This is a genomic window from Roseimicrobium gellanilyticum (assembly GCF_003315205.1).
Taxonomy (GTDB): domain Bacteria; phylum Verrucomicrobiota; class Verrucomicrobiia; order Verrucomicrobiales; family Verrucomicrobiaceae; genus Roseimicrobium; species Roseimicrobium gellanilyticum.
The window spans coordinates 231902-246119 of the sequence record NZ_QNRR01000004.1; the positions used below are offsets into that span (position 1 = coordinate 231902).

Sequence of the window (14218 nt, forward strand, 5' to 3'; positions counted from 1 at the left end):
GGCAGCCATGCTTTTCAGGTATGGCTCATAAAAGGGAGGTTAGGCCTCCCGGCCTGACAGCGGGCGTTGGGCCTCTGGCCTGACGGGAGAAAATGATGCTACAGGGACGACTCGCGTTAACCGCAAAGATGCAGAGGAGCAAAGGACGCAAAGGTGGGAGAAGGTGTGGCTGGCGAGGCTGTGGATGTAACTAACCTTGGTGAATCCTCCGATGCAGAGGAGGCAAAGATGCGCAGGGCACGTGATGGGTGGGATCGCGTCGGCGAGTTTCCAGCGCAAAGCAACCAAGCAGCAAATGATCAGACAAAAAATGGAGGCATGAATGCCCCCATTCCTTGAGATGAGCGATGAATGGTGAACTCTCAGGTTCTCCTCTTTTCACAAGAACATCCCGCCCGACGCCTCAAGCCGCTGCGCGTTTACCCAGCGCCCTTCTTCGGAGCAGAGGAAGCTCACCACGCCGCCGATGTCATCCGGCACGCCGACGCGACCGAGGGCGGTGTTTGCACTGAGGATGTCGCGCATGCCGGGGTGGGAAAGCGCTTCCTTCGTGAAGTCCGTCTCAATGGCACCGGGAGCCACGGCGTTCACGTTGATGCGGCGCTTGCCGAGTTCCTTCGCGAGGTAGCGAGTGAGCACTTCAATCGCGCCCTTCATGGAGGCATAGGCGGCATAGCCGGGGATGCTGAAGCGGGCGAGACCAGTGGAGGTATTCACAATGCGTCCGCCATCCGCAATCAAGGGAAGCAGGCGCTGGGTGAGGAAGAAGACGCCCTTGAAGTGCACGTTCATGAGGCTGTCGAATTGGTCCTCCGTGGTCTCGGCGAAGGGTGCGGCGATGTCGATGCCGGCGTTGTTCACCAGAAAGTCGAAGGTGTCACGCTGCCAGTTGGATTGCAGCGTTTCCTTCAGCGTGGTGGCGAAGGCTTCAAACGTCTTCGTCAGCGAGGTGTCGATCTGCAATGCCACGGCCTTGCGGCCGAGCGAGGTGATTTCCGCCACGACGGCGTCGCCTTCCTCCTTGCCCTTGCGGTAGGTGACGATGACGTCTGCTCCGGAGCGGGCGAGCTGCAGGGCGATATTCCTGCCCAGGCCACGGCTGCTTCCGGTGACGAGGGCGATTTTGTTCTCGTGTTTCATGAGCGTATCAGAACTGGATTTGAGATGACGATGAAAAGGAATCGAATGGAGAGGCGCGGTTACTGATTGCCAGCGGTGGGACGCACGATGATTTCATTCACGTCCACATCGGCGGGCTGCTCGATGGCATAGGCCATGGCGCGGGCGATGGAGTCGGGCGTGAGAGCGACCTTGCGGAAGTCATCAATCGCTTCGCGTGTGGCCGGGTCGGAGATGGTGTGGGCGAGTTCCGACTCCACCACGCCGGGGGAGATGACGGTGACACGCACATCCTTGTTCTCCAGCCGGAGGCCTTCGGAGATGGCGAGCACGGCGAACTTCGTGCCGCAGTACACCGCACAGGTGGGCCACACCTGGTGCCCACCGATGGAGGATACATTGATGATCTGGCCGGACTTGTGCTCACGCATGTGGGGCAGCACGGAGGCGATGCCGTGGAGCACGCCGCGGATGTTCACGTCGATCATCTGGTTCCACTCGCTGATCTTCAGCTCATGCATGGGGGAGAGGGGCATGACGCCGGCGTTGTTGATGAGGACGTCGATGCGGCCAAAGGTCTCGAGCGCATAGTCCGCGAAGGATTGCACGCTGGCGAGGTCGGCCACGTCGAGAGCCTTGTACTCGGCGGTGCCACCTGCTTCGCGAATCTCGGCGACCAGCTTCTCCAGGCGGTCGGTGCGGCGTGCACCGAGGAGCAGCTTCCCACCCCGGGCGGCGAGATGGCGGGCGGTGGCTTCACCGATGCCACTGCTGGCGCCAGTGATGAGGATGACTTTGTTTTCAATGGAGATGGTGTTCATAAGAGATGGGGCTTTCAGCGGTGAAGGGTGAATTCCCTTCCGAACCGACGCTGACACCTGTAGCTCCACTGGCGAAAAAGCGCCATACACAGACCTCCAGAAGACTTGCCTGATTCTCCGGGAATGGGGAAAAGGGTTGTGGGGAAGGTGGGTGTGGTGTTGCCTAATCCTGGAATGAAACAAAAGAGTCAACCTCGCCTCTCCCGTCCCGCGCCGCCCCCGCCGCCAGCGTATCCCCGCATGGTTTCCTTGCTCTCGGAACTGGCGCAGGGAGAGGGCTTCTGTGCGTCACGGCTGCCGGGAGTGCGGTTCATGCGCGCCCCACGGCATGTGCCTCGCAGTCCCATCGCGTATGAGCCGGGCATCTTCATCGTGTGCCAGGGGAGGAAGATGGGTTACTTGGGGGGACGCACCTTTGTTTATGATGCGAACCACTATCTTGTATTATCCGTGCCGTTGCCTTTCGAGTGCGAGACGGAAGGAAGCGAGGAGGAACCCCTGCTGGGCATTTCTATCAGTGTGACACCAGCGATGGTGACGGAGTTGCTCATGCAGATGGGCACCGCGCAGCCATTGAACGGTCCGCGTCCGCAGGCGATTGAGAGCACGGCGGTGGATGAGGGACTGGCGAGCGCCACGATGCGCCTGCTGGAGGCGCTGACGAGTGTGGAGGAGGCTCGCATCCTGGGGCCGCAGATTGTGCGTGAGATCACGTATCGTGTGCTGCAGGGGAAACTGGGGCACAACCTGCGCGCGCTCTCCGCGCCGCACAGCCACTTTGGGCAAATCAGTCGTGTGCTGCAGCGCATGCATACGGAGTATGCGGAGACCTATGAAGTGGAGGAGCTTGCTCGCGAGGCTGGGATGAGTGTCTCCACCTTCCACGCACACTTCAAGGCGGTGACCTCCTCCTCGCCGCTGCAATATGTGAAGAATGTGAAGCTGCACAAGGCTCGCATGCTCATGGTGCACGAAGGCGCGAGCGCTGGCGCGGCTGCCGCGGAGGTGGGGTATGAGAGCGTCTCGCAGTTCAGCCGTGAGTTTAAGCGGCTCTTCGGCGCGGGCCCTGCGGCCGAGGCAAAGCAGTGGCGCGGGACGCTGATGCGGTTTGCGTGAGGGGCGAGATGCTTGAGGTGGGGAGGTCGCCGAAGGGAGCGCGGCCTTTTGGGTGGGCTTCGTGTGTCTGTGTTGAATCCCAACCCGCCTTCGCTAGCATGGCTGCGATGGAACTGCGGCATCTGAGATACTTCCAGGCGGTGGCAGAGGCGCTGAACTTCACGAAGGCGGCGGCGCAACTCCGCGTAGCGCAGCCTGCGCTGAGCCGCCAGGTGCAGGATCTGGAGGATGAAATCGGCGTGGACCTGCTCGTGCGCAGTCCGCGTGGGGTAGCGCTGACGGCCGAGGGAAAGCTCTTCCTGGCCGAAGTGAAAGATCTTCTCACTCGTGCGGACGAAGCCGTGGAAAAGGTGCGTGCGCTCGCCCGTGGCGAGTACGGCGAGCTGCATGTGGGGTATGCGCCCACACCCACGAGTGAAATCCTGCCGCGTGCGCTCGCTTCATTTCAAGAGGCTGCGCCGCGCGTTCATGTGGTGCTTCATGACCTGGCCGGAGATGAAATGTACGCCGGTCTCCGCGAAGGTGCACTGCATCTGGCCATCACCGCACAGTCTGCTTGGGATGCACCCATCACTGGCGTGGCGTATGAAGAGCTGCGGCAGTATCCCTTCTGTGTGGCTCTGGCTCCTGGGCATCGCTTCGCGAAGCTGAAGGCCGTGTCCCTGGCAGAAGTGGCCTCAGAGCCCCTCGTGGCTCTGCGCAAGCGCGACTACTCCGAGTATCATGTGATCCTGGATAGGATATTCGCGCCGTCCAAACTCCGCCTGCGCATTGCCGCGGAGGTCGATGGAGCGAATACCCTCATCACCGGCGTGGAATCGGGCAGGGGAGTGGCGGTGGTCACTGAACTCTTCCGGGGCATCACAGGCGACCGCCTGCTCTATCGTCCCATCACGGGCTGCCCCATCGCGCAGAGCGTGGGAATAGCGACTGCTGCGCAAGGGGACATCACACCTGCGGGTGAGAAGTTTCGCGAAGTGCTGCGGGATGTCGCGAAAGGACTGGGCACCGCGAGTGGCAGGAAGGGAACTGCCTCGGTGAGGGGGAAGAGATAGTCGTCGGAGCTGTACGCCGACAGCGATCACCCTACTCCATCACATTGTCCTTCACCACGCTCGCCTTGGCATCGTCGAGCGCAATCCACTTGCTGTCCTTTGGCAATTTCCTGCCGCAATCCGTCGCCACGTTGCTGCTCACGACCAGGCCCCGGCATGGCGAGATGCTCCATATGGCGGCGGTGGAGAGTCCTGAGAAGGTGTTTCCCGTGATGCTGCAAAACTCCGCGCCTTCCAGCAAAACGCCGGTGCCCTCATCAATGCTCATGGGTGTCTTGCCTTCTGCGGGACGCTTGTCCTTGCCACCACCGATGTAGGTGTTGCAGAAATTGTTCGCAGAGATCGTGTTGCGGCCGGAATCCTTGCTCACTCGCACGGAGAACTTGTGGGCAATGGTGAAGGTGTTGGCGCTTACCCCGCAGCCGTGTGCGTCGCGCAGGTCAATGCCCCCCTCCAGATGGTGGGCGATGACATTTGCACTCAGCGTGATGCCGTAGCAGTCGCGGTCAAGAATGAGCGCGGTGCCATTGCATTCCTCAATCATGTTCCCACTCACCACGGAGCCGTAGGTGTTCTCAATGATCACGCCATGACGCAGGTGGTCATCAATGTTGTTGCCATTCATGCACAGGTTGAAGGAATCCACACAGCGCAGGGCGTCTTGATTCTCCTCGAAGTGATTCGCGTTCACGACGATGTCATGGCAGTCAAAGATATTGATGCCGTTGGTCTTGTTGTACGTGAAGATGCAGTCCGCCACACGTGCATCCTCGAAGCATTGCAGCAGGCTCAATCCATTACCACCGTGGTGGTCCACGGACATGCCTTCCAGGTAGATCTCCTGGACCTTTTCCGCCACGATCCCGTCGCCGCTCTTCTCCTGGCCCATGATGCGGAAGTCGGCGAGTTGCACGCGCCAGAGCACGGCTTTCTTATCCGTGTCCAGATTTGCCGGCCGGATGATGAGGGCAGGTTCACCCTTGTCGTTCTTGTTGATGATGCACGTCGCTGCGCCTGCGCCCACGATGCGTGTCTCCGAGGTCTTCACGCGCAGCGGCTGGGTGATCTCAAAGTTCCCCGGTGGTAGCAGCACCACGCCACCTCCGTCCGGCACCGCATCGAATGCCTCCTGTAGCGTGGCATGTTTCGCTGCATGCACGACCACCGCGCCGGGCTTGGGAGGCAGCACTCCGGCGGAGGGCGGTGCAGTCAGCGGTGCCTGGCCGGAGGTGATGTTTGGATATGCCAGAGTGACAAGTGCGGCAGCGAGGCAGGTTTGGAAATGGCGCATCACATCGAAACGCTCCTGCGCGATGCCTCTTGCCCGGGCGTTCCTTTAGCAGGAGGAACGGACACAAACATACACGTCAGCGGTGGGGTCACTTCGGCCTGGCGATGTTCTGCATCACGGTGCCGTCGAGCAGCACGATGATTTGCAAGTATCCGGCGGCACCTTTGTAGTCTTTGGAGCTGTAGACCCCGTCGCGGGTGTTGAAGTTGAACCCATAGTAGAACCCCACGGGATTTCCCTTGGTGTCCTGCTGCTGCTTGCGCTCCGCTCTGGTGAGAATCCAGCGAGGGTCTTCCGCGGTGTACCCTTCCTTCAGGATGCGAATGGCCTCCTTTTCTGCCAGCGCCATGGCTTGGGCGAGAGACACCTTGCCTTTCGGTTCAGAAACGAATGTGTGATCCGGTGCCACCTTGTATTGCAGGTAGCCGCCGGATGCTGCGATCGCATCGTTGGGCACTTCGCACTCGTATCGCACGCCATCCACTTCACTCACGAAGGTGTTCGCGTGCAGCATAGGACCACTGGAGTGCAAGAAAGCCGCGAGTGCGGCTGCCACGACGAGATGCATCCCACGCCAGGTGTGTGGGCGAGGAGAGACCCGCGAACATGAAGTGCGGGAATGAGATGTGAGCATGGCCGGAAGCATGCCACTAGGACGCTGCCAGCCGGAAGAATATTCCGTGGTACCGAAGAAAAATCACCGCGCTGAGCGGGAGATTTTACCGGCTCCTGCGGTCCGGCTTCCTGTCATTGCCGGCATTCGTGGTCGCCTTGGTGTCCGAGTCCTTGATGCTCTTGAAGACCTTCTGGGCATACGCGTTCCGTTGTTCCTCCGTCATGTCCGGCTTCTGCTCGAAGCGTGCGCGCACGACTTCCTTGAACTTGTCCCGCGCCTTGTCAGACAGCGAGGCATACATTTCGCGACCGTTCTCACCGAGGTAGGAGGAAGTACGAATCTTCCCACTGGGGGTCATGTGATTGCTGTCACCTCCACGGTTGTGGGCCACCATGGGCATCTGGCCGGAGGGCAGGTCTGTGCGGGCCATGTTCGCTGTGGGCACGCCTTTCTTGGCAGCGCCTGGGGTGATCTGTTCGTTGCCATAGGCCAGCCGGATTTCCTCGGGGCCAATCATCATGGTCACATGCGCCGTCTTCAGATCGGTGCTGGGGGCCACGTCCTTCAGAGTCCATCCACTCGCATTGGGCTGGTCTGAGACTACAAAGCTCTGGCGTGTATCGCGATTGTACACGGTGGCAACTGGCTTGCCTTCCACATAAGCCACGCCCGTGAGCTGGAGGGAGTCTTCCAGGTTCAGATTCCGGGTGAACGGGGAGTGCATCAGCAGTTCCGCCGTATCCTGCTCGCTGATGGGCTGAGGCAGGTCATTGTCCACTGGCATGGGTGAGGCTGGTGCCTGGGCAACGGCCGTGGTGGTGGCTGCGGCGAGTACAGTGACGGCGATGAGGAAGTTGTGAAACGCGGAGTGCATCTTCAGGTGAAGTCTGACTGCCCTCACCAACGATCACGATCGCGCCATCTATCAAAATTGATCTGGAGTGGTCGCGCCGCGTTCCCTGACGGCGAAAAAGACTCCGCTCACTTGGGACTGTGAAGGTCCACTTTGAGGGTTGGCTCATCCTTGACTACCACGTCGCGCATCCCACTGCGGGGCTCCCCGTCGATCTCGTAGACTCCCGGTCCCACCCGGATGCGATACCTTCCCTCTCCATCCGTACCGGTCCAGCGGACCAGGCTTTCTTCTTTCTCAGCGTACAGGGCTTGCTCGGGGTCGGCTGGCGGCTCAATGGATGAGCCCTTTTGCACCACCACCACCGTGGCTTCGGTCACCGGGGTGTGCCCTGGCCCCTGCGTCACCATACCGTGGATGAATGTGCCCTTGCAGAGTGAAAGTGTGATCTCCTCCGGTGCGGCGCCATCCTTCAAGAAGAGGCCAGTGATGCTCCTGGCTGCCCAATCATCGTCCAGGACGGCGATGATGTAGCTCTGCTCCGGATACAGGATGAACTGGAAGGTGCCGTCGGACGCGCTGCGGGTTTTCTCCCGGCAGTAGTGATTGGTCGCACCCTTGCCCTCTGCTTGTATCAAGATGCCCGGAGCAGGCGTGCCATCCGGCTTCACCACCTTCCCTCGCAACGTTACTGTGCGCAGCAGCCGCGTCTTCAGGATTGGGGTATCCGTCTTTTCCACCTCTCCGAAGGTGAGATGCGGATCCCTGGGCTGGTGGTAGGCATTCGAGTCCACCAGCAGGAATGAGGTGTTTCCTACGCTGTCGACGGGTAGCCAATCAAATGTGGCGATGCCCGAGTCATCGGTGGTGCGTGGCATGCCCAGGCCCGGGGTGGCGCCGCTGATGTTGATTTCATGCTGCTTGCCGAAGATCTTGAGTGTCCATGGGGTGAAGGTCATGCCCGGAAGCGGTTTTCCAGAGGCATCTTCCGCGCGAATATGCACCCGCCGCGCACCGTTCAGGCGCATGGTGACTTCGGCGGGCAGGGACTCACTCTCCTTGTATTTGTTCCCCGGGAGGAAGTTCTCAATGTAGTCGAAGCCTTCGCCCGCTTTCAGAGCCAGCACATATCGTATCTTCGCATCCGCGGGAATACGTAGCACGGCCTTCCCTTCGCTGGTGGTCTTTCCGGTGGAGACAAAGTCATACTGGTGCTCCACACCCACGAAGGCATCCTTGATGGCAGCGTCCCGGGCCCCCTTCACGTGAACCGTCAGCGTGTGCATGGGCTTCAGTACGATGCGGCACTCCCGTAGGTTAGGCTCCACGGTGTGATTGTAGATGCGATCGTAGCCGGATCTTGTGCCTTCGGGTTCGGTCGCGCTCAGCACGAGATGATTGAAGTCCGGCTGCGCGGGTAGGAAGACAAATTTCCCAGCTTCATCCGTGACCACTGCAGGCGCCTCTCCATCCAGATCCTGCACCCGGACCCGGGCCACCGGTTTGCCTTGCTCGTCTACCACGGTACCGGTGACTTGCACGCGGGACGCATCAGGGGCCGGCTGGGCAGTGGCCGTGGATGGGAGTGTGGCAAGCAGGACCAGTGCGAGTCCAAACGACGCCACCAGAGGGAATGGGGACTTCATGACGGATGAACCAAAGGAAGGCATATCGAAATTCTTTCCGCGAAGGCATCAGTAAACCGCCTCCGGATGCTAGCGGGTGGCATGCGGTCGTCAAGAATCGCGTGGCGCAGTGGACTGGTGTTTACGCCTAAGGCGTGCCTCCCAGATCAGGCACCATCCCGTGGGTATGACCGTGATCACTGCAAATACCGACAGCATGGATGCGCTGATGGCAATGACCCTGCTCCAAAGCGTCATGTATTCGAGGGAGGCGGGATCGAATGGAATATCCAGGGGTGCGTGCTCTGCGATCTCAAAGCACATCATGACCAGGGTGAACATCAGGGCTGCCAGTCCGAGTCTTGAACTTCCGCGAAGCACTCCAGGCAATTCGTTGCGGTCCATGTCTGTCCTGTACCGTGTAAAGAGAGCGATGATGAGGCCGCCATAGGCTCCAAGGGTGGCAAGCGTCCAGAGAGGGAAGTAGACAATATATGCTACGAGAGCCATTCGCAGGGCAACTCAGTTCCAACTTGAGCCTGGTTCCGACGCTGTTGCCGATGTATTTCCAACCGGAAGCGGTTCGCGGTGAAGCTGGCTCATCCACAGCCAGCTCACGCCCAGCGGCACGATGGCTGCTGCTGCAAAAGGTCCGGCCAGGGCGACATACTCGCCCAGATCCCTGCCAATCTCCGCGATCTGCTGGTAGTCCCAGGTGGTGCGACTCGTGACGAAGCGGTAGAGATTGTACCCTAGGTAGGGAGCCACGCACACCAGGGCCACCAGACCCTGCCGATACGCCGTGCGCAGCATCCGTGGCACGCGCCTCCTCTTCGCATAGGGGCGAATGCGAGCGCGCCGGGAGAAGCGGGTCTGTACCGCCAGCGCCAGAGCGCCGTACGACAGAAGGGTGGAGGTCAGCCACACCGAGGCAAACACGAGCAGGCCGACAAACAATAGCGTGCTGTCCTGGTCGAACGACGCACGCGCGGCGAGTATCACACCAGAACTCAGTGGAATGGATGGCATGTTGCGCCATCCTCCGCCGAACTCTTCATTGTGCTATCAAATTCTGATGCAGAATGAAGGAGGTCAGAGCCTCATGTTGGCTGGCAGTGCGCCTTCGTCGCTGCCAGCGAAAAGGGTAAGAACATGTTTCTGCCATTCAGCCACCTCCCCATCATTCTGCGCGCTTATGCTCCGTCCACCATTTGCAAGGTGAGCGCCGTCCACGCATCTCCTGCCAGACAGTGCTGTAGGTGAGGTCAACCCATCCGCGACCACCGGTCGCAGCCACACGCTCGGGCTGAGGCTGACGATCACAAAGTGCCTGCGAGGAAGTGTAGCACGCTTGGGGAAGCGCTCCTGCGGTGGCTGCACGCGCCTCGCAACGCCGGATCATTGCCTTAAACTCCTTCATCCCACCGAAACAATTCCCTTCGATTGACCGTAATTGCTAGGTGCCCACCCGCATGAATATCAAACTCCCTGCTTCCCTCATCGCCATCTCCTTCACGTCCAGTGGCTTGCTCGTTGCCCAGGATGGAGAGAAGATCACCTATGTGGACCACATCAAGCCGATGCTGGAAAACAAGTGCTTTTCCTGCCACAACCCGGACAAGAAGAAGGGTGACCTGGACCTCACCTCCTTCGGCGCTATGATGAATGGCGGCGGCGGTGGCGCCGTTGTGGAAGCAGGCAATTCGGGCGGCAGCCGCATGGTGACGACCACCAAAAAGTTGGAGGAGCCCTTCATGCCGCCGGAAGGTTCCCCCCTCTCGGCTGCGGACATCGCACTGATGTCGAAGTGGATCGATGGTGGCCTGCTGGAAACGAAGTCCAGCCTCGCCAAGAAATCCAACAAGCCGAAGATCGACCTCAATGTGGCCGTCGGCGCGGGCAAGCCGGAAGGTCCCATCGCTCGTCCTGAGCACGTGCTGCTGGAGCCGGTGGTCGTGACCCCTCGCACCACCGCAATCACCGCCATGGCCGCAAGCCCATGGACGAACCTTGTGGCCATCGCCGCACCGAAGCAGGTGCTCCTTTATGATACCGAAAGCCAGCAACTCGTCGGCATCTTCCCCTACACGGAAGGGTATGCCCGCACGCTGAAGTTCAGCAGCAGCGGCGCGCTCCTCGTGATGGGTGGCGGACGCGGTGGGAAGTTTGGCCACGCGGTGGTCTGGGACGTGAAGACCGGCAAGCGCATCACCGAAGTGGGCAAAGAGATGGACTGCGTGATGTCCGCAGATATCACCGCGGATCACAGCAAGGTGGTCATCGGCACGCCTTCGAAGAAGGTGAAGGCGTATGACATCAACACAGGCGAGGAACTCTATGTCATCAACAAGCACACGGAGTGGGTGCTTGCCACCGAGTTCAGCCCGGACGGCGTGCTGCTCGCCAGCGCGGACCGCAACGGCAATGTGAACGTGTGGGAAGCTGCCAACGGGGGTGAGTACTTCGCCCTCGGCCAGCACAAGGCTTCCTGTGTGGATCTCGCCTGGCGCAGCGATGGCAATATGCTCGCCTCCGCCAGCGAAGACGGCACCATCATCCTCTGGGAGATGAATGAAGGGAAGCAGGTGAAGAGCTGGGCAGCCCATGGAAATGGCGTGCAGAGCGTGGCCTTCACTCCGGACGGCAAGATCCTCACCTCCGGTCGCGATGGTCAGGTGAAGCTCTGGGATGCCAATGGCAACAAGCTCTCCGAATCCCCCAGCCAGGGAGATGTGGTGACGAAGGTCGTGGCCCTCAGCGACTCGAAGGGCGCCGTGTCCGCCAACTGGCGGGGTGAACTCAAGATCCTGAACTTGGAAAATAAGTTCGCAGAAAAGGGTACGCTCTCCAGCAACCCTTCGCCGATTGCCCAGCGCATCGTTGAAACGGAGAAACGCGTGGCGGAACTCACCGCGCAGGTTCCCGCCGTGGAAGCTGAGGCGAAGGCCGCCCAGGATGCCGTGGCCGCGAAGGAAAAGCAGCTCGCAGATCAGAAGAAGCAATTTGCCGATACCGAAGCGAACCGCAAAGCCATTGAGGAAACCCTCAAGGGCTATCCCGCGAAGCTTGCGGAGCTCGACAAGCAACTCAACGACGCCAAGGCCAAGCGGCAGGCACAGGTGGATGCCATCAAGAAGCATGAGCAGACCACGGCGCAGGTGAAGGAGAAGGAAGGTGCACTCGCCAAGGTGGAAGCTGAGCTGAAGGCGCTGGAAGGTGAAGCTGCGAAATTCACGAAGCCCGAGGAAGCTCCCCAGAAGGCTGAAGCCGAAAAGAAGGTCGGCGAGAAGAAGACCGTGGTGGACGCCCAGCGCGCTGCCCTGGCTCCTCTGAAGCAAGCCATCGCCACGGCGCCGAAGCCCGTCGCGGAGTTCGACAAGGCCATCAAGGATGTGCAGGATCTCATCGCGAAGACCAACACCGAGAAGGCGAACAAGCCGAAGGAACTTGAGAACGCGAAGAAGGCTGTCGAAGCCTGGCCGAAGAACATCGCCGAAACCGAGAAGCAACTCGGGGAAGTGCGCAACGGCGTGGCCCCTGCTCAGAAGAAGGTGGAGGATCACAAGGCCCTCATCGCCACCCTGCAGAAGCAGCCCACCCTGCTGCGTGCCGCGCAGTTCAACCTCGGACTGCTCGCGGAGAAGGACAAGCTGGCCCAACTCGAAGCAGAGGTCACCGGTTACCAGGATGCCGTGAAGGACTCGGAGGAAACGAAGACCAGTTCAGCTGCGACGATTGAGTCGAGCAAGAAGGCCATTGCCGAAGCCACCGCAGCGATCCCCGGACTGGAAGCCGCTCTCGCGAAGGTGCAGGGCGAACTGCCCGGTGTGGAGAAGATCATCGACCCCACGAAGGCGCAGGAAGGTACGCTCGCAGCCGAGGAGGCGAAGCACAAGACCGCCCTCACCTCGAAGGAAGCGGAGCTCAAGGGCTTCGAGCAGGAGAAAGCCGCTCGCGTGGCTGCCGCACAGAAGGCTGTGGAGGACATCTCCAAGCAGATCGATGCGCTGAACAAGCAGCTCAATGACGTGAATGGCAAGGTCGCCGGTCCGCAGAAGCAGTCGGATGAAAAGAAGACTGTCTTCGCCAAGGCAGAAGGTGAACTGAAGACCGCACAGGAACAGCACGCCGCTGCCACCAAGGCCTCCCAAGCGAAGGCTGCGGAGCAGAAGACGAAGGACGCTGCGCTCGCCGCTGCCCACGCCGCCACTGAGACTGCGCAGAAGGCTGTGCCGCCGGCCTCCAAGGCCCGTCAGGAAGCTGACGCCGCACTCGTGGCGAAGAAGGGTGAGCTCGCGCAGAAGGAGAAGGACCTTGCCGCTGTCACTGCAACGAACAATGCGGACCAGGTTGCTTCTGCTCAAAAGCAGGTGAATGACCTCAAGGGGGCTGTGGCCGCTGCCGAGAAGAAGGCCGGTGAATCCGCTGCTGCTGTGGCTGCGCTCGAGCAGGCCGTGAAGGTGAAGCAGAATGACGAAGCTGCCGCCAAGGCCGCGCTGGAAACTGCGCGCAAGGCTGCGTCCGATGCCGAGAAGGCGATTGCTGCCGCGACCAATGCCGTGAAGGAGAAGGAAACCCGCATGCGTGCCACGCGGGGTGACTTTGAGAACGCGGAGAAGATTGCCGCACCTCTTCGCAACCAGCGCGACAACCTCGCTGCGCAGATTGAGAAGCAGAAGGTCGCCCGTGCTGAGAAGCAGGCTGACCCTGGCAATGCCGAGAAGGACTTCGCCGCCAAGGCCCAGCCGGTGCAGGCTGAGATCGCGAAGATCAAAGGCGCCCTGGAACCCGTGGAGAAGCAGCTCGCCGAAGTCCGCGCGAAGCTCGCTGCCGATATGAAGATCGTGGAAGCCAAGCGCGCCGATGTGGGCAAGGCCATGGCCGACGTGGCCGCGCAGAAGAAGCGCGTCACGGACAGCCAGGCGGCCATTGAAAAGTCTACCAAGGCCATTGCCGATGGTGAGAAGACCATCGCCGAATCCAAGGCTGCTCTTGCCAAACTCGAGCCCCAGCTTCCTCCGCTCCGTGACAAGGTGAAGAGCCTCACGGATCAGTATCTGGCGATGCTGCCGAAGTGATCAATGGTCGCTCGCCGCGTGCGAGTAGAGTTCCAGAAATCTTGAATTGAACAACAGGCGGCACGTGTGGGTGCCGCCTGTTTTGTTTTCGTCGGAAAGCAGCAAAGAAATTTTACGGAGGTTAGGCCTTCGGGCCTGACAGTGGGCGTTGGGTCTTCTGACCCGACAGCAGCAGGGGAGGTCAACTCCTCCGCGGCCACCGGTCGCAGCCACAGCATGCGCCCTTCCTCCCAAGGATGCCTGCATGTCCTCGCAGGCACTTTGCGCCAGCCAGCCTCAGTCTGTGGCTGCGACCGCTGGTCGCGGTTGGGGCGCACACCTCTCCCTCATCCCTCCCGCGCCACCCTCAATCTCCCCACACCTCATCCACGATCTGCTCGCCCTCGATGACGAAATCCACCTGCATGTCGCCCCAGTGTTTGTCTCCGCTCCACGTCACTTCGAAATGTTGCTCGCTCGCCCATTCTTCGATGCTGATGATGTAGCTCAAGTCCCGGAGCATCCTTTCGCGATCTTCACCGGGCTTGAAGTCCCCGAAATACTCCTCAATGCGCCGCCGCATTTCTCCTTCGAGTTCGCGATGACGGCAAGGCAGTGGTCGAGCTCTTGAAGGGTGGGCACGGAGAAACGTGTGCCATTCGAGA

12 protein-coding genes are annotated in these 14218 nt (G+C 60.5%); 3 read left to right on the forward strand and 9 right to left on the reverse strand.

From position 1 onward, the window contains the following. Positions 1-378: 378 nt before the first annotated feature. Both DES53_RS13470 and DES53_RS13475 read right to left on the reverse strand, forming a co-directional pair. The gene (locus DES53_RS13470) at positions 379-1140 is read right to left on the reverse strand and encodes an SDR family NAD(P)-dependent oxidoreductase (RefSeq protein WP_113958792.1); all 762 of its coding nucleotides are present in this window, start codon (positions 1138-1140) and stop codon (positions 379-381) included. A 59-nt stretch (positions 1141-1199) separates the two neighbouring features. After that, a complete protein-coding gene (locus DES53_RS13475) occupies positions 1200-1940 on the reverse strand; it encodes an SDR family oxidoreductase (RefSeq protein ID WP_113958793.1) in 741 nt (246 codons plus the stop codon). Positions 1941-2180: 240 nt separating this feature from the next. Between DES53_RS13475 and DES53_RS13480 the strand changes: the two genes are divergently transcribed. Then, complete coding sequence (locus tag DES53_RS13480; RefSeq protein ID WP_245958169.1) at positions 2181-3056, forward strand: AraC family transcriptional regulator; 876 nt, start codon at positions 2181-2183, stop codon at positions 3054-3056. A gap of 98 nt (positions 3057-3154) precedes the next feature. Further along, on the forward strand, positions 3155-4111 hold the full coding sequence (locus tag DES53_RS13485; protein WP_245958170.1) for a LysR family transcriptional regulator: 957 nt from the start codon (positions 3155-3157) through the stop codon (positions 4109-4111). 31 nt (positions 4112-4142) lie between these two features. Here DES53_RS13485 and DES53_RS13490 read toward each other — a convergent pair whose 3' ends face one another. The 6 genes from DES53_RS13490 to DES53_RS13515 form a co-directional block, all read right to left on the reverse strand. Further along, positions 4143-5402: a right-handed parallel beta-helix repeat-containing protein gene (locus DES53_RS13490; RefSeq protein ID WP_113958794.1), complete on the reverse strand. Its 1260-nt coding sequence runs from the start codon at positions 5400-5402 to the stop codon at positions 4143-4145. 88 nt (positions 5403-5490) lie between these two features. Next, positions 5491-5958, reverse strand: coding sequence for a hypothetical protein (locus DES53_RS13495; protein ID WP_147263393.1), 468 nt, complete (start codon positions 5956-5958; stop codon positions 5491-5493). A gap of 163 nt (positions 5959-6121) precedes the next feature. Then, positions 6122-6892, reverse strand: coding sequence for a hypothetical protein (locus tag DES53_RS13500; protein ID WP_113958796.1), 771 nt, complete (start codon positions 6890-6892; stop codon positions 6122-6124). A gap of 107 nt (positions 6893-6999) precedes the next feature. Next, complete coding sequence (locus DES53_RS13505) at positions 7000-8517, reverse strand: carboxypeptidase-like regulatory domain-containing protein (protein ID WP_113958797.1); 1518 nt, start codon at positions 8515-8517, stop codon at positions 7000-7002. 90 nt (positions 8518-8607) lie between these two features. Then, the gene (locus tag DES53_RS13510) at positions 8608-8901 is read right to left on the reverse strand and encodes a hypothetical protein (protein WP_147263394.1); all 294 of its coding nucleotides are present in this window, start codon (positions 8899-8901) and stop codon (positions 8608-8610) included. Between the two features lie 117 nt (positions 8902-9018). Then, positions 9019-9525 (reverse strand): hypothetical protein, encoded by a 507-nt coding sequence (locus DES53_RS13515; protein WP_113958799.1) that lies wholly within the window; start codon positions 9523-9525, stop codon positions 9019-9021. A 443-nt stretch (positions 9526-9968) separates the two neighbouring features. Between DES53_RS13515 and DES53_RS13520 the strand changes: the two genes are divergently transcribed. Beyond that, a complete protein-coding gene (locus DES53_RS13520; RefSeq protein ID WP_113958800.1) occupies positions 9969-13574 on the forward strand; it encodes a WD40 domain-containing protein in 3606 nt (1201 codons plus the stop codon). 346 nt (positions 13575-13920) lie between these two features. Here DES53_RS13520 and DES53_RS13525 read toward each other — a convergent pair whose 3' ends face one another. After that, positions 13921-14136: a hypothetical protein gene (locus tag DES53_RS13525; RefSeq protein WP_113958801.1), complete on the reverse strand. Its 216-nt coding sequence runs from the start codon at positions 14134-14136 to the stop codon at positions 13921-13923. Positions 14137-14218: the final 82 nt, after the last annotated feature.